The following is a 21,573-nucleotide window of genomic DNA, read 5'->3' on the forward strand; positions in this document are numbered from 1 at the left end:
TTGGAGAATATCGGGGATCTTTGGAGCAAGGCCTTAGAAAATATTGAAAAAAAGATCAGTAAACCAAGCTTTGATACTTGGTTGAAATCAACTAAGGCCCATTCCATTCAAGGGGACACCCTTGTAATTACAGCTCCAAATGAATTTGCAAGAGATTGGCTGGAAGGCCGTTACTCTCAGCTAATCTCAGGGGTTTTGTATGATATTACGGGCGAAGAACTAGTCGTGAAATTTATCATTCCTCAAAACCAGGAGCCGGAAGAGTTTGATATTCAAATACCACCAAAGTCGATGAAAGATGATGATCAGCAGGATATCAATCAAAATATGCTGAACGCCAAATACACTTTCGACACGTTTGTTATCGGTTCGGGCAACCGGTTCGCCCATGCCGCTTCTTTGGCTGTGGCGGAAGCACCTGCCAAAGCCTATAATCCCTTATTTATTTATGGGGGAGTCGGCCTTGGGAAAACTCACTTGATGCATGCCATCGGCCATTATGTACTCGAACATAATCCTGCTGCGAAAGTAGTTTACTTGTCATCTGAAAAATTCACCAACGAATTCATTAACTCCATCAGGGATAATAAAGCAGTCGATTTTCGCAATAAATACCGTAGTGTAGATGTTTTATTAATTGATGATATTCAATTTTTAGCGGGTAAAGAACAAACACAAGAGGAATTTTTCCATACTTTTAATACCTTACATGAAGAAAGCAAGCAAATTGTCATTTCCAGTGATCGGCCACCGAAAGAAATTCCGACACTTGAAGATAGACTTCGTTCTCGATTCGAATGGGGGCTTATTACAGATATCACACCACCGGATCTCGAGACGAGAATTGCGATTTTACGAAAAAAAGCAAAGGCTGAAGGACTGGATATTCCAAATGAAGCCATGCTTTATATAGCTAATCAAATCGATTCCAATATTCGTGAGCTAGAGGGCGCATTGATCCGTGTCGTCGCGTACTCTTCTCTTATAAATAAAGACATCAATGCAGATCTTGCAGCTGAAGCGTTGAAGGATATCATCCCGAGCTCGAAGCCAAGGGCGATTACCATCCTGGAAATTCAACGTGTCGTTGGCGAGCATTTCAATGTGAAGCTCGAGGATTTCAAAGCGAAAAAACGAACAAAGTCCATCGCATTTCCGAGACAAATCGCCATGTATTTATCCAGGGAAATGACGGATTCCTCCCTTCCGAAGATCGGGGAAGAGTTTGGCGGACGTGATCACACGACTGTCATTCATGCTCATGAGAAGATCAGTACATTACTCGGAACGGATGCACTTCTTCAGCAGCAATTGAAGGAAATTCGTGAAACATTAAAGGCCTGAATCTACACACAACCAAACTGGATAATGTGAATAACTCCGACTAACTAGCACACAGTCTGTCCACATGTGGATAGGCTGTGTTTACGTTCGATTCACACACTTATCCACATATCAACAGGCCCTACTACTTCTATTACTATTTTTTAAATAAATTATTAGTATATGATTCAGTCCATAAACTTATGTGCAAATTGGAGGAATAAATCATGAAATTTGTTATTCAAAGGGACCATCTAGTCCAGAGCGTCCAAGACGTCATGAAAGCCGTCACATCAAGAACGACGATTCCCATCCTGACAGGGATCAAAATCATTGCCACCGAAGATGGAGTCACATTGACAGGTAGTGATTCGGATATCTCGATTGAATCCTTTATCCCGAGTGAGGAAGAAGGTACTGAGATCGTTGGAATCATGGAAACAGGAGGCATTGTCCTGCAGGCAAAGTTCTTTAGTGAGATTGTAAAGAAATTACCGAAAGATACGGTGGAAATCGAAGTTCAAAGTCACTTCCAAACAGTCCTCCGATCGGGGCAGGCAGAATTCAATTTAAACGGTCTGGATCCTGAAGAATATCCGCATCTTCCACAAATAGAAGAAGGAAACGGAATTAAGGTTTCAACGGATCTTCTTAAAACGATGATTAGACAAACCGTATTCGCAGTGTCCACCTCAGAAACACGTCCCATCTTGACAGGTGTAAACTGTCAGATCGAAGACGGGGAGTTGAGCTGTATTGCAACAGATAGTCACAGACTTGCCATGAGAAAAGCACCGATCGAAACAAATCATGATGCATCCTACAATATCGTGATTCCAGGAAAGAGCTTAAATGAGTTGAACAAGATTCTGGATGATACGGATGAACCCGTTGAAATCGTCATTACGGAAAACCAGGTTTTGTTCAAAGCGAAACATTTATTATTTTTCTCGAGATTATTAGAAGGGAACTATCCTGACACAAGTCGATTGATTCCATCTGATACGAAAACAGAATTGACCCTTAGTACAAAAGAATTTTTACAAGCGATCGATCGTGCATCGCTACTGGCTAGAGAAGGACGTAATAACGTTGTGAAACTTTCGACGCTTGATGGCGGAATCATTGAAATTTCATCAAACACGCCTGAAATCGGGAAGGTCATCGAGCAGGTGGAAAGCCAATCAATTGAAGGGGAGGAATTGAAAATCTCCTTCAGCGCGAAATATATGATGGACGCGTTAAAAGCCATTGAAGGAACCGAAATCCATGTAAACTTCACGGGAGCGATGAGACCGTTCGTTCTGAAGCCACTTCATGACGACTCGATTCTTCAATTGATTCTTCCAGTAAGGACGTACTAAAAAAGCAAAAAAGCCAGCACCTTCGAGAAGTTTGGGTGTTGGCTTTATTTTTAGCGGAAATCCACTGCAACTACTTTCTCCATTTTTCGTTAGTTGTGACTTAACTCCATTTAGAGTAAAATAATATATTAGAGACTTTATACGGAAAGTAGTGATTTTAATGGCAAAAGAGATCACCATTGAAACAGAAATCATCACATTGGGACAATTCCTGAAGCTTGCTGAAGTGATTCAGTCCGGTGGGATGGCGAAATGGTTCTTAAGTGAATATGAAGTATACATAAACGGGGAACAAGACCAAAGAAGAGGAAGAAAGCTTACGGTTGGAGACAAAGTAGAAATTCCTGAAGTAGGGGTCTTTGTGGTTGCTGGAGAATAATAAAGGGTGTTATGTCCATGTACATTGAACAATTAGAATTAAGAAACTATCGCAATTACGAATCAATCGACGTTAGTTTCGAAAATAAGGTGAACGTCATTCTTGGAGAAAATGCCCAGGGGAAGACGAATATCATGGAGTCTATCTACGTCCTGGCAATGGCTAAATCCCACCGGACCTCAAATGATAAAGATTTAATCCGTTGGGACCAGGAATATGCTAAAATAAAAGGTAGGATTCAGAAATATAACGGTGGATTACCTTTGGAGCTGATCCTGTCCAAAAAGGGAAAAAGGGCGAAGAGTAATCACCTTGAACAATCTAAATTGAGTCAATATGTCGGGAATATGAATGTTGTCATGTTTGCACCTGAAGATCTTCATTTGGTAAAAGGGAGCCCTCAAGTCAGGCGCCGTTTTATCGATATGGAAATCGGTCAGGTTTCTCCTGTTTATTTACATGATATCAGCCTTTATCAAAAAATATTACAGCAACGCAACCATTATTTAAAACAGTTGCAAACGAGAAAACAAAAAGACCAGACGATGCTTGATGTCTTGACTGAACAGTTCATCGGGATGGCGGTGAAAATCACGAAGAAACGATTTGAGTTCGTTCAGCTATTGGAAAGTTGGGCGAAACCGATCCATTCAGGGATTTCAAGAAACTTAGAAACGTTGGAAATCGTATATAAACCGTCTTTAGATGTATCAGATAATCAAGAATGGTCAAAAATGGTAGATATATATGAGCAGAAATTCGATGGTATCCGCGAACGGGAGATTGATCGGGGTGTGACCCTGGTCGGACCCCATCGGGATGATCTTCAATTTATTGTGAATGGACGGGATGTTCAAACATTCGGGTCACAAGGGCAGCAACGGACGACGGCCCTCTCTGTGAAGCTTGCAGAAATCGAGCTGATACACTCTGAAATCAAAGAGTATCCCATCTTACTTCTGGATGATGTGTTATCTGAGTTGGACGATTATCGTCAGTCTCACTTATTAAATACCATCCAGGGGAAAGTTCAAACCTTCGTGACTACGACCAATGTGGATGGAATTGATCATCAAACCTTAAACGAGGCCACTACGTTCGAAGTAGAAGCCGGATCCATGAAAAGATTGAAATGAGGTGTTACCTTGTACATACATGTTGGAGAAGATGTCATGGTACGTACAGATGAAATCATCGCAATTATTGATCGAGACACCGTTCAATTTTCAGAGGAAATTCAACATTTTCTAAAAACGAAAGATCATAACCTTTGCAACCTTGCAAAGGGTTCATATAAATCTCTTGTTATCACAACGGGCCAGTTGTATCTCTCACCGCTGGCATCCAGTACGTTAAAGAAGCGATCAAAGAAATACTCAAACTATGAGAATTTATTATAGAAATATAAAGCCCTGAAGGTTAGAAAGTGTAGGTGAATCAGTATGGCTATAGAACAAAATCAAGCGCAAGGCGGCTCCTATGATGAAAATCAGATTCAGGTTTTAGAAGGTTTGGAGGCCGTTCGAAAAAGACCGGGTATGTATATTGGATCAACAAGCGGCAGAGGTCTGCATCACTTGGTGTGGGAAATCGTTGATAACAGTATTGATGAAGCATTAGCCGGTCACTGTGACGAAATCGAAGTCATCATTGAAGAGGATAACAGTATTACCGTAACGGATAATGGACGTGGTATTCCGGTCGGTATCCATGAAAAAATGGGACGTCCTGCCGTAGAGGTCATCATGACGGTCCTTCACGCGGGTGGTAAGTTCGGCGGCGGCGGATATAAAGTATCCGGCGGACTGCACGGTGTCGGGGCATCGGTTGTTAATGCCCTTTCCTCGGAACTTGAGGTACATGTCCATCGTGATGGAAACATCTACTACCAGAAATTCGAAAAAGGTGTCCCGAGCTTCGACCTTAAAGTGGTCGGAGAAACGGACAAGACCGGAACGATCATTCACTTTACTCCAGATCCTGAAATCTTTACTGAAACGACGGAATATGAATATGACATACTTGCAAATCGTATTCGTGAACTGGCTTTCTTAAACAGAGGGATCCAAATCAGTATTGAAGATAAGCGCGGCGAAGGGAAAAGAAAGGACTACCATTATGAAGGTGGAATTAAGTCCTACGTTGAGCACCTTAACCGTTCGAAAGAAGTCATCCATGAAGAACCGATCTACATTGAGGGGGAGAAAGATGAAATCACCATTGAAATCGCCCTTCAATACAATGACGGTTTCGCAAGTAATCTTTACTCATTCGCCAATAATATCCATACCCATGAAGGTGGAACCCATGAGTCTGGATTTAAAACGGCGTTGACGAGGGTCATCAATGATTATGCCCGTAAAAATAATGTCTTCAGAGAGAATGATGCCAATCTTTCAGGGGAAGATGTCCGTGAAGGATTGACAGCCATCATCTCGATCAAGCACCCTGACCCTCAATTCGAAGGTCAAACGAAAACAAAACTCGGGAACTCAGAAGCAAGGACGATCACAGATTCACTTTTCTCGGAGCATCTGGAAACGTTCTTACTTGAAAACCCGGTTGTTGCACGAAAAGTTGTGGAAAAAGGTCTTATGGCTGCCCGTGCCCGACTGGCTGCGAAAAAAGCAAGGGAACTTACCCGTCGTAAGAGCGCCCTGGAAATCTCGAGCCTTCCTGGTAAACTGGCGGACTGTTCATCTAAGGACCCGAGCATCAGTGAAATCTATGTGGTTGAGGGTGACTCAGCCGGTGGATCGGCCAAACAGGGCCGGGATCGTCACTTCCAGGCCATCCTGCCTCTGCGTGGTAAAATCATCAACGTAGAAAAAGCACGTCTTGACAAGATCCTTTCTAATAACGAGGTCCGTGCGATTATTACAGCTCTTGGGACAGGGATTGGTGAAGACTTCAATCTGGCTAAAGCGAGATACCATAAAATCGTGATCATGACCGATGCCGACGTTGATGGCGCTCATATTCGTACGCTATTATTAACGTTCTTCTACCGTTACATGAGAAATATCATTGAAGCAGGCTATATCTACATCGCTCAACCGCCTTTGTACAAAATACAACAAGGGAAGAAAATCGAGTACGCCTACAATGATAAGGAACTGGATCGCATACTTGCAGAAATTTCCCCGACACCTAAACCTGGAATCCAGCGTTACAAAGGTCTTGGAGAGATGAACCCTGAGCAGCTTTGGGAAACAACAATGGATCCGGAAACAAGGACCCTGCTGCAGGTAAGTCTTCAAGATGCGATTGAAGCTGACGAAACCTTTGATATCCTGATGGGTGACAAAGTTGAGCCAAGACGTAACTTCATCGAAGAAAACGCAGCGTACGTTAAGAACCTGGATATCTAAAATAAAATAGTACAGGATAGACCATGTGCTATCCTGTCTTTTACATAGCGGACAAGGTAAAGAATGAGAAAGGTATAAATCTTTCTTTAAAAGGAGGTCCCTTTTACTATGGCAGAAATACCAAGATCGAATGTTAAAGAAATTAATATTAGTAGTGAAATGCGCTCGTCTTTCCTGGATTATGCGATGAGTGTCATCGTTTCACGTGCCTTACCAGATGCACGTGATGGCCTTAAGCCCGTCCATCGCCGTATTTTATATGCGATGAATGACCTCGGCATGACGTCTGACAAAGCGTACAAGAAATCAGCACGTATCGTCGGTGAAGTAATCGGTAAGTATCACCCCCACGGTGATTCAGCTGTGTATGACACAATGGTGCGTATGGCACAGGATTTCAACTATCGTTACATGCTTGTGGACGGTCATGGAAACTTCGGTTCCGTTGATGGAGACGCAGCTGCTGCCATGCGTTACACAGAAGCACGTATGTCTAAAATCTCTATGGAACTCATTCGTGATATTAATAAAGACACAATTGATTATAAAGATAACTATGATGGTACCGAGAGAGAGCCGGAAGTATTACCTGCCCGTTTCCCTAACCTGTTAGTAAACGGTTCTTCAGGAATCGCCGTAGGGATGGCAACGAACATCCCTCCCCATAATCTTGGAGAAGTCATCGATGGAATCCTTGCATTAAGTAAAGATCCCGACATTACGATTCAAGAGCTGATGGAATTCATCTATGGACCTGATTTCCCTACTGCAGGGCTAATTGTAGGAAGAAGCGGGATCCGTCGTGCCTATGAAACAGGTAAAGGTTCCATCACCATGCGTGCCCGTGTGGAAATTGAAACAAAGAGCAACGGAAAAGAAACGATTATCGTTCATCAAATTCCTTATCAAGTAAATAAAGCGAGACTCATTGAGAAGATCGCGGATCTGGTCCGGGATAAGAAGATTGATGGTATCACCGATCTCCGTGATGAATCGGATCGTAATGGTATGCGCATCGTCATTGAAGTAAGAAAAGATGCCAATGCTAACGTACTCCTCAATAACTTATATAAACAAACAGCACTTCAAACAAGCTTCGGGATCAATCTTCTGGCACTTGTAGACGGTCAGCCGAAGGTATTGAACTTAAAAGAATGTCTCTATCACTATCTTCAGCACCAACGTGTAGTCATTCGCCGCAGAACGGAATTCGAATTACGCAAAGCTGAAGCAAGAGCTCATATCTTAGAAGGACTGCGTATCGCCTTAGATCATATTGATGAAATCATTGCCCTTATCCGTGGCTCTCAAACTACGGAACTTGCGAAACAAGGCTTGATGGAGAACTTCTCCCTATCTGACAAACAAGCTCAAGCGATCCTGGATATGCGTCTTCAACGCTTAACTGGTTTAGAACGAGAAAAAATTGAAGATGAGTACCAGGAACTGGTGAAGCTAATTTCTGAACTAAAAGCGATCCTTGCAGATGATGAAAAAGTTCTCGAAATCATTCGTGAAGAGCTTATCGAAATCAAAGAACGCTTCAATGATGAAAGAAGATCAGAAATTGTAGCGGGTGGAATTGAGAATATTGAAGATGAAGACTTAATTCCAAGAGAAAACATTGTCGTATCTCTAACTCATAACGGATACATCAAGCGCCTGCCTGTCTCAACCTACCGCAGTCAAAAGCGTGGAGGAAGAGGAATCCAGGGAATGGGTACCAATGATGAAGACTTTGTTGAAAACTTATTGACCACGTCGACTCATGATACGATTCTATTCTTTACAAACAAAGGAAAAGCATACCGTGCGAAAGGATATGAAATTCCTGAGTTCAGTCGTACTGCGAAAGGACTTCCGATCATTAATCTGCTCGGAGTGGAAAAAGATGAGTGGATCAACGCCATGATCCGGGTCGAAGAATTTGTGGACGACTGGTATTTATTCTTCACGACGAAGCAAGGGATATCCAAACGGACTCCGGTCTCCGATTTCGCCAATATCCGGACGAACGGGCTGATCGCCATCAACCTTCGGGAAAATGACGAACTGATTTCCGTCAAACTGACCGATGGCGAAAAAGATATGATCATCGGAACGAAGCAGGGGATGCTGATCCGTTTCCCTGAAACAGACGTTCGTTCCATGGGCAGAACAGCCACTGGAGTAAAAGGAATCAACCTCAGCGACGATGATATCGTTGTCGGTATGGAAATCCTTGAAGACAAGAGTGATGTCTTGGTTGTCACTGTAAATGGTTATGGAAAACGTACTCCAGCCAGTGAATATAGAGTCCAAACCCGTGGTGGTAAAGGATTGAAGACATGTAACGTGACTGAGCGTAATGGAGAACTCGTCTCTGTTAAAGCTGTCACAGGCGAAGAAGATTTAATGATCATCACCGCCCATGGCGTCCTCATTCGTATGGACGTAAATGACATTTCCACAACGGGACGTAACACTCAAGGGGTCAAGCTGATCCGTCTTCAAGAAAGTGAATTTGTTTCAACCGTCGCCAAAGTTGAAAAAGAAGATGAAGAAGAAACGGAAGCGCCTGTCGAATCTGTTGAGGAAATGGAACAGAACGACATGGAAGACCAAGCAGCTTCTGATGAGGCTAATGAAGACACAGAAGAATAAATGATAGAATAAGCTATTTTCAGTAATGATAACCATTCTGAAAATAGCTTATTTTTTTGGAAATGACACATTTATTTTTTGAAAATAACAACTATACCTCACTGAATTTGGTAAAATAAACTAAAAGAACAGACGTGAGGTGTTGGATAGTTGAAGGTCCATCGTGGGGAAATACAATTAGGCTGCATCGTAGCTGAAGATATCATGGGAATGGCAGCAAACCCGATCATCCCGAAGAATACGGTGCTTGAAGATGAACATTTTAATATCCTTCAAGCATTCCATATCAACGAGTTATACATAGAGAAAACAAAAGCCGACGGAAATTCATTCAAGTCACCGCTCTCTTCCGATAAGGCCTCCAATCAGGAGGAGACAAATTCTCAGGAGACTTTAGGATTTGTAGACCTTTACTTAACGACAGTAAAGGAATTCAAGAAGGAATTCATGAATTGGCAGTCGGGTACGGCCGTTAACGTGGCAAGAGTGAGAGAACTCATACTCCCGGTTATTCAAGAGGTGGAAAAAAATCATATATATATATATTCCCTTCATCACTATTCAACGAAGAAAGATTATCTCTATCATCATGCTGTTTCAGTAAGTATCATCAGTGCTTTAATAGGAAAGAAGATCGGTTTACAATCGGGACAGATCAATCAACTGGCATTAGCGGGAGCACTGGCTGACTGTGGGATGGCTAAGGTGAGCCCACATATATTATCCAAGGATCAACCGCTGACAGAAAGTGAATTTAAAGAAGTGAAGCTACATACGGCAAACGGGTATAAAATGGTCAAAGACACTCCACTATTAAAAACGGAAACGAAGCTCGCAATCTTTCAGCATCATGAACGTTTCGATGGAACAGGATATCCTGCATCCGAAAAGAGCGAACGTATTCACCTCTATTCACAGATTGTCGGGATTGCCGACGTGTTTCATGCCATGACATCAGAGAGAATGTACAGAAGCAAGCAGCCGATCTTCAAAGTATTGGATATGATCAGCAAAGACTTGTTTGGTAAATTTGATATTAAAGTAGTGGAAGGACTCCTTCAATTAATGGGAGACTTAAGAACAGGCACCCCGGTAAAGTTATCAACCGGAGAATTTGGAGAAGTCATTTATACCAAACCGAACGCCTTCATCAGTCCGATCGTTAAACTCAAGACAGATGAAATAGTAGATTTATCTCAGCAAAAGAACATCTATATTACAGAGGTTTTTATCTAAGATCGACTACGGATTTAGCATCCGAATGAAAAAAGTCGCAGGTCAATAAAGAGACCTGCGACTTTTTATCATTTACCTATTGCAAACGTGTTTGATAGTGTGTATACTATTATTTGTTGTCCGAAAGGCATTACATAATTATCAAGAAAATAACTTTTCTAAAATAATAAAAATACCTTGACGATAAACGTTGTAAATGATATATTATAAAGGTCGCTTCAAACGAAGCGCTTACACATTGAACCTTGAAAACTGAACAAAACAAGACAATACGTCAACGTTAATTCTAGATTTATTTTTAAAGAGCTATTCAAACTTTTATCGGAGAGTTTGATCCTGGCTCAGGACGAACGCTGGCGGCGTGCCTAATACATGCAAGTCGAGCGGATTGATGGGAGCTTGCTCCCTGATATCAGCGGCGGACGGGTGAGTAACACGTGGGTAACCTGCCTGTAAGACTGGGATAACTCCGGGAAACCGGGGCTAATACCGGATAACTCATTTTCTCACATGAGGAAATGTTGAAAGATGGCTTTTAGCTATCACTTACAGATGGACCCGCGGCGCATTAGCTAGTTGGTGAGGTAACGGCTCACCAAGGCAACGATGCGTAGCCGACCTGAGAGGGTGATCGGCCACACTGGGACTGAGACACGGCCCAGACTCCTACGGGAGGCAGCAGTAGGGAATCTTCCGCAATGGACGAAAGTCTGACGGAGCAACGCCGCGTGAGTGATGAAGGTTTTCGGATCGTAAAGCTCTGTTGTTAGGGAAGAACAAGTGCCGTTCGAATAGGGCGGCACCTTGACGGTACCTAACCAGAAAGCCACGGCTAACTACGTGCCAGCAGCCGCGGTAATACGTAGGTGGCAAGCGTTGTCCGGAATTATTGGGCGTAAAGCGCGCGCAGGTGGTTTCTTAAGTCTGATGTGAAAGCCCACGGCTCAACCGTGGAGGGTCATTGGAAACTGGGGAACTTGAGTGCAGAAGAGGAAAGTGGAATTCCAAGTGTAGCGGTGAAATGCGTAGATATTTGGAGGAACACCAGTGGCGAAGGCGACTTTCTGGTCTGTAACTGACACTGAGGCGCGAAAGCGTGGGGAGCAAACAGGATTAGATACCCTGGTAGTCCACGCCGTAAACGATGAGTGCTAAGTGTTAGGGGGTTTCCGCCCCTTAGTGCTGCAGCTAACGCATTAAGCACTCCGCCTGGGGAGTACGGTCGCAAGACTGAAACTCAAAGGAATTGACGGGGGCCCGCACAAGCGGTGGAGCATGTGGTTTAATTCGAAGCAACGCGAAGAACCTTACCAGGTCTTGACATCCTCTGACAACCCTAGAGATAGGGCTTTCCCCTTCGGGGGACAGAGTGACAGGTGGTGCATGGTTGTCGTCAGCTCGTGTCGTGAGATGTTGGGTTAAGTCCCGCAACGAGCGCAACCCTTGATCTTAGTTGCCAGCATTCAGTTGGGCACTCTAAGATGACTGCCGGTGACAAACCGGAGGAAGGTGGGGATGACGTCAAATCATCATGCCCCTTATGACCTGGGCTACACACGTGCTACAATGGACGGTACAAAGGGCAGCGAGACCGCGAGGTTTAGCCAATCCCATAAAACCGTTCTCAGTTCGGATTGTAGGCTGCAACTCGCCTACATGAAGCTGGAATCGCTAGTAATCGCGGATCAGCATGCCGCGGTGAATACGTTCCCGGGCCTTGTACACACCGCCCGTCACACCACGAGAGTTTGTAACACCCGAAGTCGGTGAGGTAACCTTTTGGAGCCAGCCGCCTAAGGTGGGACAGATGATTGGGGTGAAGTCGTAACAAGGTAGCCGTATCGGAAGGTGCGGCTGGATCACCTCCTTTCTAAGGAAGATTTACTAAAACGTTGTCGCGTCGAAGTTTTGTTCAGTTTTGATGGTTCAATAAAGTTTTTTGCGAAAGCAAAATAACTCTTCATCAAACAAACAATGGTAAGCATTGCTTATCATTCATTTTTATGGAATATGGGCCTATAGCTCAGCTGGTTAGAGCGCACGCCTGATAAGCGTGAGGTCGGTGGTTCGAGTCCACTTAGGCCCACCATATTCTCATTAAACGGGGCCTTAGCTCAGCTGGGAGAGCGCCTGCTTTGCACGCAGGAGGTCAGCGGTTCGATCCCGCTAGGCTCCACCAAAGATTTTTGCGCAAGCAAAATATCTAACCATACGATCTCTTTCGAGATCCATGATTGTTCTTTGAAAACTAGATAAAGATAAATTGATAGTCAAGAAATTACCGAGTATCGCCATTTTAGGGTTTAAACCTTAATTAGTAAGTGATCAAATTTTGATTTAGCAGCAAAGCTGATAAAGCGAAATTTAGGTTAAGTTATGAAGGGCGCACGGTGGATGCCTTGGCACTAGGAGCCGACGAAGGACGGGACTAACACCGATATGCTTTGGGGAGCTGTAAGTGAGCTTTGATCCAGAGATTTCCGAATGGGGGAACCCATTGTTCGTAATGGAACAATATCCTTACTTGAATACATAGAGTATGGAAGGCAGACCCAGGGAACTGAAACATCTAAGTACCTGGAGGAAGAGAAAGCAATTGCGATTCCCTGAGTAGCGGCGAGCGAAACGGGATATAGCCCAAACCAAGAGGCTTGCCTCTTGGGGTTGTAGGACACTCTATACGGAGTTACAAAGGAATGAAGTAGACGAAGAAGTCTGGAAAGGCTCGTCAAAGAAGGTAACAACCCTGTAGTTGAAACTTCATTCCCTCTTGAGTGGATCCTGAGTACGGCGGGACACGTGAAATCCCGTCGGAAGCTGGGAGGACCATCTCCCAAGGCTAAATACTCCCTAGTGACCGATAGTGAACCAGTACCGTGAGGGAAAGGTGAAAAGCACCCCGGAAGGGGAGTGAAATAGAACCTGAAACCGTGTGCCTACAAGTAGTCAGAGCCCGTTAACGGGTGATGGCGTGCCTTTTGTAGAATGAACCGGCGAGTTACGATCCCATGCAAGGTTAAGTTGATAAGACGGAGCCGCAGCGAAAGCGAGTCTGAATAGGGCGAATTTAGTATGTGGTCGTAGACCCGAAACCAGGTGATCTACCCATGTCCAGGATGAAGTTCAGGTAACACTGAATGGAGGTCCGAACCCACGCACGTTGAAAAGTGCGGGGATGAGGTGTGGGTAGCGGAGAAATTCCAATCGAACTTGGAGATAGCTGGTTCTCTCCGAAATAGCTTTAGGGCTAGCCTCATGTGTAAGAGTCTTGGAGGTAGAGCACTGTTTGGACTAGGGGCCCTCATCGGGTTACCGAATTCAGACAAACTCCGAATGCCAAAGACTTATCCATGGGAGTCAGACTGCGAGTGATAAGATCCGTAGTCGAAAGGGAAACAGCCCAGACCACCAGCTAAGGTCCCAAAGTATACGTTAAGTGGAAAAGGATGTGGAGTTGCTTAGACAACCAGGATGTTGGCTTAGAAGCAGCCACCATTTAAAGAGTGCGTAATAGCTCACTGGTCGAGTGACTCTGCGCCGAAAATGTACCGGGGCTAAACGTATCACCGAAGCTGTGGATTGACACCTCTTGGTGTCAGTGGTAGGAGAGCGTTCTAAGGACTGCGAAGCTAGACCGTAAGGACTGGTGGAGTGCTTAGAAGTGAGAATGCCGGTATGAGTAGCGAAAGATGGGTGAGAATCCCATCCACCGAATGCCTAAGGTTTCCTGAGGAAGGCTCGTCCGCTCAGGGTTAGTCGGGACCTAAGTCGAGGCCGATAGGCGTAGACGATGGACAACAGGTTGATATTCCTGTACCACCTCTTTTCCGTTTGAGCAATGGGGGGACGCAGGAGGATAGGGTAAGCGCACTGCTGGATATGTGCGTCTAAGCAGTTAGGCTGATGATGAGGCAAATCCCGTCATCTTAGAAGGCTGAGCTGTGATAGCGAGCGAATTATAGTAGCGAAGTTCCTGATTCCACACTGCCAAGAAAAGCCTCTAGCGAGGAAAAAGGTGCCCGTACCGCAAACCGACACAGGTAGGCGAGGAGAGAATCCTAAGGTGAGCGAGAGAACTCTCGTTAAGGAACTCGGCAAAATGACCCCGTAACTTCGGGAGAAGGGGTGCTCTGGTAGGGTGCAAGCCCGAGAGAGCCGCAGTGAATAGGCCCAGGCGACTGTTTAGCAAAAACACAGGTCTCTGCGAAGCCGTAAGGCGAAGTATAGGGGCTGACGCCTGCCCGGTGCTGGAAGGTTAAGAGGAGTGCTTAGCGTAAGCGAAGGTGCGAATCGAAGCCCCAGTAAACGGCGGCCGTAACTATAACGGTCCTAAGGTAGCGAAATTCCTTGTCGGGTAAGTTCCGACCCGCACGAAAGGCGTAACGATCTGGGCACTGTCTCAACGAGAGACTCGGTGAAATTATAGTACCTGTGAAGATGCAGGTTACCCGCGACAGGACGGAAAGACCCCGTGGAGCTTTACTGTAGCCTGATATTGAATTTTGGTACAGCTTGTACAGGATAGGTAGGAGCCTTGGAAACCGGAGCACAAGCTTCGGTGGAGGCATCGGTGGGATACTACCCTGGCTGTATTGAAATTCTAACCCGCGCCCCTTATCGGGGTGGGAGACAGTGTCAGGTGGGCAGTTTGACTGGGGCGGTCGCCTCCTAAAGAGTAACGGAGGCGCCCAAAGGTTCCCTCAGAATGGTTGGAAATCATTCGCAGAGTGTAAAGGCACAAGGGAGCTTGACTGCGAGACCTACAAGTCGAGCAGGGACGAAAGTCGGGCTTAGTGATCCGGTGGTTCCGCATGGAAGGGCCATCGCTCAACGGATAAAAGCTACCCCGGGGATAACAGGCTTATCTCCCCCAAGAGTCCACATCGACGGGGAGGTTTGGCACCTCGATGTCGGCTCATCGCATCCTGGGGCTGTAGTCGGTCCCAAGGGTTGGGCTGTTCGCCCATTAAAGCGGTACGCGAGCTGGGTTCAGAACGTCGTGAGACAGTTCGGTCCCTATCCGTCGTGGGCGCAGGAAATTTGAGAGGAGCTGTCCTTAGTACGAGAGGACCGGGATGGACGCACCGCTGGTGTACCAGTTGTCTTGCCAAAGGCATCGCTGGGTAGCTATGTGCGGAAGGGATAAGTGCTGAAAGCATCTAAGCATGAAGCCCCCCTCGAGATGAGATTTCCCATCACGTAAGTGAGTAAGATCCCTAGAAGATGACTAGGTAGATAGGTCAGAGATGGAAGCATGGCGACATGTGGAGTTGACTGATACTAATCGATCGAGGACTTAACCACATTATAAAGCGGAGGCGGCTTGAACAGAGACGACAAGCATTTCTGGGCAATCAGCTGAGGGTGCTTTTTACCCTCAGCTGATTGAACTGAAATGACCTCGAGTCTCTAGCCGCCGGAGCTGGATTACTGTCTACTTGTAATAGTAGATACAACATTGGTCGATATTCGGCTTTCTTGACATCAATTCTTTATCTAGTTTTGAAGGAACAATCCTTCAATTGAATAGTCGTCTGGTGATAATGGCGAAGAGGTCACACCCGTTCCCATGCCGAACACGGAAGTTAAGCTCTTCAGCGCCGATGGTAGTTGGGGGATCTCCCCCTGTGAGAGTAGGACGTCGCCAGGCAAATAGGAAAAAGAGTAGCTCATTGAGAGTTACTCTTTTTTTGGTTTTGATTTTTTGTTCGAAGAACATTCGGTCTCTCCTCGACCGCAGTGCGAGGGTAGGGAGGAGCAAGAAGGTCGAGGACGCGAGGGAGAGAAGACCGGAGTGTGGTATCCACACGAGGATCTGAACGAGTGAAGCGGACGAAGAGATTCGCCGCTCATCACTAGCCGTAGCCTTCAGTGCCGATGGTAGGTGGGGGCTCCCCCTGTGAGAGTAGGACGTCGCCAGGCAAATAGGAAAAGAGTAGCTCTTAGGAGTTACTCTTTTTGATTTGTCTTTTTTTTTAGGAACAAATTGACTGCCTGTTGACGAAGAAGGGAACGGGGTGAGGGATGAGTACACTGCTGATGACGATGTAAAGAAAATTCGACATCTTGGCATGATTATTTGAAATGTCGCATGATAAATCACAACGCCGCAGGAAAGATCCATCTCCAGCATGAATATCGTAAATCCGGTATGAACTCTATTCCTTGAAACTCACATGATTCCAGCTTAAATACAAATGGAATAAAATGGTAAAATACGCATAAAAGGAAAAAATGACGCATTTCCCTCCAAAAATGACGCAAAAATTTCAAAAACGACGCAATACCTGCCAAAAATTGACGCAATTAACCTCTCTTCCTTTTTTCATCATTACGAGATCCCTCAAAAAGACTAGTAATCTCGCAATTTTAAGCCCCTTTAGTTAATCCAGGACACCTTTTTGGTTCATTTTTGTTCTAAATCGAAGTGTTTTTCTAAGATACTAAGGACTTATAAAACTTTTTTATTCTAAAAATCGAATCTATTAGAAGTACGAGGTCGGAGATCAGTCATCTGACCACTCAACTACTCAACTACTCAACCACTCAAAATTGCTATCTCAGAGCCTCCTAACGTATTATTTAAGTAAGAGTTTACACAAGGAGAGAAAAACATGACGACAATTTATGATTTCACTGTTAAGAGAGCGAATGGATCTGTGACGTCGTTGGACGAGTATCGGGGGAAGGTCATGCTGATTGTGAACACAGCAAGTAAGTGTGGCTTTACGCCCCAATTTGAGGAGCTACAGGGCCTGTATGAAGAGTATAAAGAAGAAGGGCTTGTCGTACTTGGATTTCCGTGTGATCAATTCATGAACCAGGAGTTTGATAATGAAGATGATATCATGGAGTTCTGTCAGGTGAATTACGGAGTAGCATTCCCGATGTTTGCGAAGGTCGATGTAAAGGGGAAGGAAGCTCACCCATTGTTCACATTCTTAACCCGGGAGAAAAAGGGTGTCCTTCTTTCCAATATTAAGTGGAATTTTACTAAGTTTCTGGTTGGAAAAAATGGTGAGGTATTTGATCGGTATTCGCCACAAACCAATCCTCGTAAAATTGAGGATGATATTAAGAAGTTGCTTCATGCTGAATAGAGAAAGAGGAAAGGCTTAACCTTTCTCTTCCTCCTATGTTTTATCCTTAAGGATCTTGAGTAATAGATAGGGTGACTTTTCTGTTGTGACGTTAAGAAAAGTCGTAATGATTGGATAGTCTTCATTGGTACGGTTTTTTAATAGTTCCACCCACCATTCCGTTTCGTACCGGGCAATCATGCTAAGGTTATATAGGATGGCATAGTGGATGAGTACTTCAGGTATACCGGATGCTTCATTTCGTATTCCCGGCAGTGCCAATCGATTTTTGTTTAAATGCCATCTGACAGGTAGTTGTTCCTCAGTGCTGGATGCGTGCAGCGTGTCCTCTGTAATAGAGATTGAATTCCCCGCTATTTTTTCGTTCATGTATTGTGTAAATAAAGACTCGGACATATGAAAGTGGGATAGTAAGGATTCGTCGATCGTCAGTTTTTGCTGGTCGGTGAACCAGAACATGGTTTTCTTTTTGAGCAGAATAAAAAATGCTTCTTCGAGTTCAGGTATTTGGACGAGCAGATCTTCCATTTTGTATTTTTCTCCGATGATATGTTTCACGTGGAACACGAGGTCCGAAAAATGTGAAAAGAGCCCGTTTTTCTGAACCTTTACTTCATCTTGTAGAAACCTGTACTGCTGCTTCTTTCTTTTTCTTGAGGTAATTCCATGAGCAAGTACGGTAGTTGTTTCTGGGTATTCCGGATCTTCTGTCAGGACAATTGCTTTAATGAAATGAATGTATCCATAAAAAAGTAATATGGGCTTTAGTGAAAAAGGAGACATCATGGCTTGTTTATAATAAAGTTCTCCTTGTTCCAAGTAATACATGAATGGATAACAGTTGTCATAGCTCTTTACTTCAGCTTGAATGGAACCCAGTTTTTCGTAACATTTTTTTAGAAACTTCTGGGAGTATTCCGCTGATTGAAAATAGTGAATGAAGTCCCAGTGCTGACGTATTTCGTTCAAGAGATCACCTTCTAATTATTCTGAAAAGTTAAATTAATCCTATTCTTCTTGACAGTATTTTAACCAATTGATAACCTACTAATAATATTTTGGGACTAGGGAGGCCGAAAACATGTGGGATTCTAAATTTGCTAAAGAAGGTTTAACGTTTGACGATGTGTTATTATTACCAGCTAAATCAGAGGTGTTACCAAAGGATGTAAACATCTCTGTTGAATTAACGGAATCAATTAAGTTGAATGTGCCTGTCATCAGTGCAGGGATGGATACCGTAACCGAAGCTGAAATGGCGATTGCAATGGCTCGAACAGGTGGACTTGGTATCATCCACAAGAATATGAGTATTGAGCAGCAAGCTGAACAGGTCGATAAAGTAAAACGTTCCGAAAGTGGAGTTATCTCTGATCCATTCTTTTTAACTCCGGATCATCAAGTCTTCTCTGCAGAGCACTTGATGGGCAAATATAGAATTTCCGGTGTTCCGATTGTGAACAACGAGCAAGAACAGAAGCTTGTCGGGATTTTAACGAATCGTGACCTTCGTTTCATTCAGGATTATTCGATCCAGATCTCGGATGTCATGACGAAGGAGAATCTTGTAACGGCTCCAGTCGGCACTACCCTAGAAGAAGCGGAAAAAATTCTTCAGCAATATAAGATTGAAAAGCTGCCATTGATCGATCAAGAAGGAACACTTAAAGGATTGATTACGATCAAGGATATTGAGAAAGTCATCGAGTTCCCGAATTCGGCCAAAGACGATCAAGGACGTTTATTAGCTGGTGCAGCTGTAGGAATTTCAAAAGATACCTTAACCCGGGTAGAGCATTTAGTGAAAGCTCATGTGGATGTCATTGTAATCGATACGGCTCACGGTCATTCCGCTGGAGTCCTTTCTATTGTTCGTGAAATACGTGAAGCTTATCCAACGTTAAATATCGTAGCAGGTAATGTAGCGACGGCTGAAGCGACGAGAGAATTGATTGAAGCAGGTGCAGATGTGGTCAAAGTGGGAATCGGACCTGGTTCGATCTGTACAACCCGAGTTGTTGCAGGTGTAGGTGTTCCACAAATTACCGCTGTGTATGATTGTGCAACGGAAGCAAGGAAGCACGGTAAGAGCATCATCGCCGATGGAGGCATCAAGTATTCCGGTGATATCGTGAAAGCCCTGGCAGCCGGAGGACATGCAGTCATGCTTGGAAGCTTATTGGCGGGGACATCTGAAAGCCCCGGAGAAACGGAAATCTTCCAAGGCCGCCGCTTTAAAGTATACAGAGGGATGGGTTCTGTCAGCTCCATGGAAAAAGGATCGAAGGACCGCTATTTCCAAGAAGAAGCGAAAAAGTTCGTTCCAGAAGGTATCGAGGGGCGTATTCCTTATAAAGGACCATTGGCTGATACCTTGTATCAGTTAGTCGGAGGCTTACGTTCAGGTATGGGGTATTGTGGAACAAAAGACTTATTCGACTTAAGAGAAAAGGCGCAATTCATTAAAATGACAGGTGCCGGCCTTCGTGAAAGTCATCCACACGATGTTCAGATTACGAAAGAAGCACCAAACTACTCTTTATAAGAAAATAATGACAAAAGCTGATCAGTTTTTCCTGGTCAGCTTTTTTTAGTGGGAATGAGTGTCATTCTCCGTCTTTTTTAAGAGGCCGCAAGTCCCTTGACCTATGCCAAAACTAGTCATATTCTCTGTCTATTCTTACCTTTGGAACTATGTTAAAATAACGAAGGTGTACATAAAATCTTGGAGGGCTAACAGTGAAAAGAAGTTGGATTCAAAAATCTTTTGTTTGTATGATGGTTTGTATGATGGCAATGAGTATGGTGCAGAAACCTGCCAATGCTCAAGGTGACTTGGACGTAAACGCAAAAGCTGCGATTTTAGTAGAAGCAAGTACAGGTAAGATTCTGTATGAAAAGAATTCCGATACTGCTCAAGGAATTGCAAGTATGACAAAGATGATGACGGAGTACGTGTTACTTGAAGCGGTTAAAGAAGGTAAAGTGAAATGGGATCAGACATACACGGTTCCGACAAAAATTTCGAATATGTCCCATAATGATAATCTGAGTAATGTTCCATTAAGAGAAGAAGGTACATATAAACTCAAAGATTTGTATGAGGCTATGGCGATTGAATCTGCTAATGCTGCAGCGATGGCTATCGCTGAAACTGTAGCCGGTTCTCAAGAGAAATTTGTTAAAATGATGAATGATAAAGCCAAAGAACTGGGCTTGGAAAACTATAAATTTGTCAATGTGACGGGATTGAATAATAAAGATTTAGCTCCTTACGTGGATCAAGTAGTAGGCGGAGCGGATGAAGAAAATGTGATGTCTGCGAAAGATACCGCAACACTTGCTTACCGGTTGATGAAAGATTTCCCTGAAATTCTTGATACATCAAGCATTGCGAAGAAAACATTCGCTGAAGGTACTGAAGATGCTTTCCCTATGAAAAACTGGAACTGGATGCTGCCTGGATTGATTCGTGAATATGAAGGTATGGACGGTTTAAAAACCGGTACGACTGATTTTGCGGGTGGATGTTTTACCGGAACAGCTGAAAGAGATGGAATGCGTTATATTACAGTGGTGATGAACGTGGATATCAGCTCTGGAGAAAATTCTTATGATGCGCGATTTAATGAAACGAGAAAAATGTTGGATTATGCTTTTGCTAATTTTACAATGGAAGAAGTCCTCCCTGCTGACTACAAAGTAAAAGGACATAAAACACTTCCAGTTCAAAAAGGAAAAGAAAAAGAAGTTCAGATCAAAACCGATTCTCCATTAAGCATGGTGGTTAAGAACGGTGAAGAGGATCAATACAAGCCTAAATTTGTATTGGATAAGAAGAAGTTGAATGATGGCGAACTGACAGCTCCTGTTAAAGAAGGGGAGAAGGTCGGGTATGTCATGCTGGAAGCGAAAGGTGAAAAAGATTTAGGTTATCTTACGGATAAAGGGACAAACGCTTCAAAAGCATCTGTTGTGACAGTGGATGGTGTCGAGAAAGCAAACTGGTTCGTCCTTTCCATGAGAGCCGTAGGTGGCTTCTTCGGAGACATCTGGGATTCCATTACTTCTACAGTTAAAGGCTGGTTCTAATATAGTGAAACACCAAGACTTAAGTTGGACAGGTCTTGGTGTTTTTTCATAATTGAATTATTGTA

At 44.0% G+C, this 21,573-nt stretch carries 12 protein-coding genes, 2 tRNA genes and 3 rRNA genes; 16 read left to right on the forward strand and 1 reads right to left on the reverse strand.

The features are described from left to right. The 14 genes from dnaA (at nucleotide 1) to AC0VXY_RS00070 (ending at nucleotide 17,416) form a co-directional block, all read left to right on the forward strand. A complete protein-coding gene (dnaA, locus tag AC0VXY_RS00005) occupies nucleotides 1–1,344 on the forward strand; it encodes a chromosomal replication initiator protein DnaA (protein ID WP_435988828.1) in 1,344 nt (447 codons plus the stop codon). Nucleotides 1,345–1,550: 206 nt separating this feature from the next. Further along, complete coding sequence (gene dnaN, locus AC0VXY_RS00010; RefSeq protein WP_475526568.1) at nucleotides 1,551–2,687, forward strand: DNA polymerase III subunit beta; 1,137 nt, start codon at nucleotides 1,551–1,553, stop codon at nucleotides 2,685–2,687. A 160-nt stretch (nucleotides 2,688–2,847) separates the two neighbouring features. Further along, nucleotides 2,848–3,066, forward strand: coding sequence for a S4 domain-containing protein YaaA (gene yaaA / locus AC0VXY_RS00015; protein ID WP_034764734.1), 219 nt, complete (start codon nucleotides 2,848–2,850; stop codon nucleotides 3,064–3,066). 17 nt (nucleotides 3,067–3,083) lie between these two features. Continuing rightward, a complete protein-coding gene (recF, locus tag AC0VXY_RS00020; RefSeq protein ID WP_475526569.1) occupies nucleotides 3,084–4,202 on the forward strand; it encodes a DNA replication/repair protein RecF in 1,119 nt (372 codons plus the stop codon). Nucleotides 4,203–4,211: 9 nt separating this feature from the next. Further along, the gene (gene remB, locus AC0VXY_RS00025) at nucleotides 4,212–4,466 is read left to right on the forward strand and encodes an extracellular matrix regulator RemB (protein ID WP_034764730.1); all 255 of its coding nucleotides are present in this window, start codon (nucleotides 4,212–4,214) and stop codon (nucleotides 4,464–4,466) included. 42 nt (nucleotides 4,467–4,508) lie between these two features. Next, nucleotides 4,509–6,437 (forward strand): DNA topoisomerase (ATP-hydrolyzing) subunit B, encoded by a 1,929-nt coding sequence (gene gyrB / locus AC0VXY_RS00030; RefSeq protein WP_435988825.1) that lies wholly within the window; start codon nucleotides 4,509–4,511, stop codon nucleotides 6,435–6,437. Between the two features lie 108 nt (nucleotides 6,438–6,545). Beyond that, on the forward strand, nucleotides 6,546–9,080 hold the full coding sequence (gyrA, locus tag AC0VXY_RS00035; RefSeq protein WP_435988824.1) for a DNA gyrase subunit A: 2,535 nt from the start codon (nucleotides 6,546–6,548) through the stop codon (nucleotides 9,078–9,080). Nucleotides 9,081–9,230: 150 nt separating this feature from the next. Beyond that, a complete protein-coding gene (locus tag AC0VXY_RS00040) occupies nucleotides 9,231–10,316 on the forward strand; it encodes an HD-GYP domain-containing protein (RefSeq protein ID WP_435988823.1) in 1,086 nt (361 codons plus the stop codon). A gap of 318 nt (nucleotides 10,317–10,634) precedes the next feature. Continuing rightward, a 16S ribosomal RNA gene (locus AC0VXY_RS00045) occupies nucleotides 10,635–12,186 on the forward strand. A gap of 142 nt (nucleotides 12,187–12,328) precedes the next feature. Next, nucleotides 12,329–12,405 (forward strand) — tRNA-Ile (locus AC0VXY_RS00050). Nucleotides 12,406–12,419: 14 nt separating this feature from the next. Continuing rightward, a tRNA-Ala gene (locus AC0VXY_RS00055) sits at nucleotides 12,420–12,495 on the forward strand. A 188-nt stretch (nucleotides 12,496–12,683) separates the two neighbouring features. After that, nucleotides 12,684–15,620, forward strand: a 23S ribosomal RNA gene (locus tag AC0VXY_RS00060). A 229-nt stretch (nucleotides 15,621–15,849) separates the two neighbouring features. After that, nucleotides 15,850–15,966 (forward strand): 5S ribosomal RNA (gene rrf / locus AC0VXY_RS00065). Together the 16S, 23S and 5S rRNA genes with 2 tRNA genes alongside form the textbook arrangement of a ribosomal RNA operon. 964 nt (nucleotides 15,967–16,930) lie before the next feature. Further along, the gene (locus tag AC0VXY_RS00070) at nucleotides 16,931–17,416 is read left to right on the forward strand and encodes a glutathione peroxidase (protein ID WP_475526570.1); all 486 of its coding nucleotides are present in this window, start codon (nucleotides 16,931–16,933) and stop codon (nucleotides 17,414–17,416) included. A gap of 33 nt (nucleotides 17,417–17,449) precedes the next feature. On the opposite strand, the gene AC0VXY_RS00075 is transcribed toward AC0VXY_RS00070, so the two are convergent. Next, a complete protein-coding gene (locus AC0VXY_RS00075) occupies nucleotides 17,450–18,385 on the reverse strand; it encodes a YaaC family protein (RefSeq protein WP_475526572.1) in 936 nt (311 codons plus the stop codon). A 112-nt stretch (nucleotides 18,386–18,497) separates the two neighbouring features. Between AC0VXY_RS00075 and guaB the strand changes: the two genes are divergently transcribed. Further along, complete coding sequence (gene guaB / locus AC0VXY_RS00080; protein WP_435988820.1) at nucleotides 18,498–19,961, forward strand: IMP dehydrogenase; 1,464 nt, start codon at nucleotides 18,498–18,500, stop codon at nucleotides 19,959–19,961. Between the two features lie 194 nt (nucleotides 19,962–20,155). Beyond that, nucleotides 20,156–21,508 carry a serine hydrolase gene (locus AC0VXY_RS00085; protein ID WP_435988819.1) on the forward strand — a complete coding sequence of 451 codons (1,353 nt, stop codon included), beginning with the start codon at nucleotides 20,156–20,158 and terminating at the stop codon, nucleotides 21,506–21,508. Nucleotides 21,509–21,573 lie beyond the last annotated feature (65 nt).

The organism is Rossellomorea sp. QJM3NY_18 (assembly GCF_056173145.1).

What these genes read in the sequence shown, in the direction of transcription:
- gyrA (WP_435988824.1), top strand. Translation starts at nt 6,546, where the DNA reads ATGGCAGAAATACCAAGATCGAATGTTAAAGAAATTAATATTAGTAGT.
- recF (WP_475526569.1), top strand. Translation starts at nt 3,084, where the DNA reads ATGTACATTGAACAATTAGAATTAAGAAACTATCGCAATTACGAATCA.
- guaB (WP_435988820.1), top strand. Translation starts at nt 18,498, where the DNA reads ATGTGGGATTCTAAATTTGCTAAAGAAGGTTTAACGTTTGACGATGTG.
- yaaA (WP_034764734.1), top strand. Translation starts at nt 2,848, where the DNA reads ATGGCAAAAGAGATCACCATTGAAACAGAAATCATCACATTGGGACAA.
- AC0VXY_RS00070 (WP_475526570.1), top strand. Translation starts at nt 16,931, where the DNA reads ATGACGACAATTTATGATTTCACTGTTAAGAGAGCGAATGGATCTGTG.
- dnaN (WP_475526568.1), top strand. Translation starts at nt 1,551, where the DNA reads ATGAAATTTGTTATTCAAAGGGACCATCTAGTCCAGAGCGTCCAAGAC.
- gyrB (WP_435988825.1), top strand. Translation starts at nt 4,509, where the DNA reads ATGGCTATAGAACAAAATCAAGCGCAAGGCGGCTCCTATGATGAAAAT.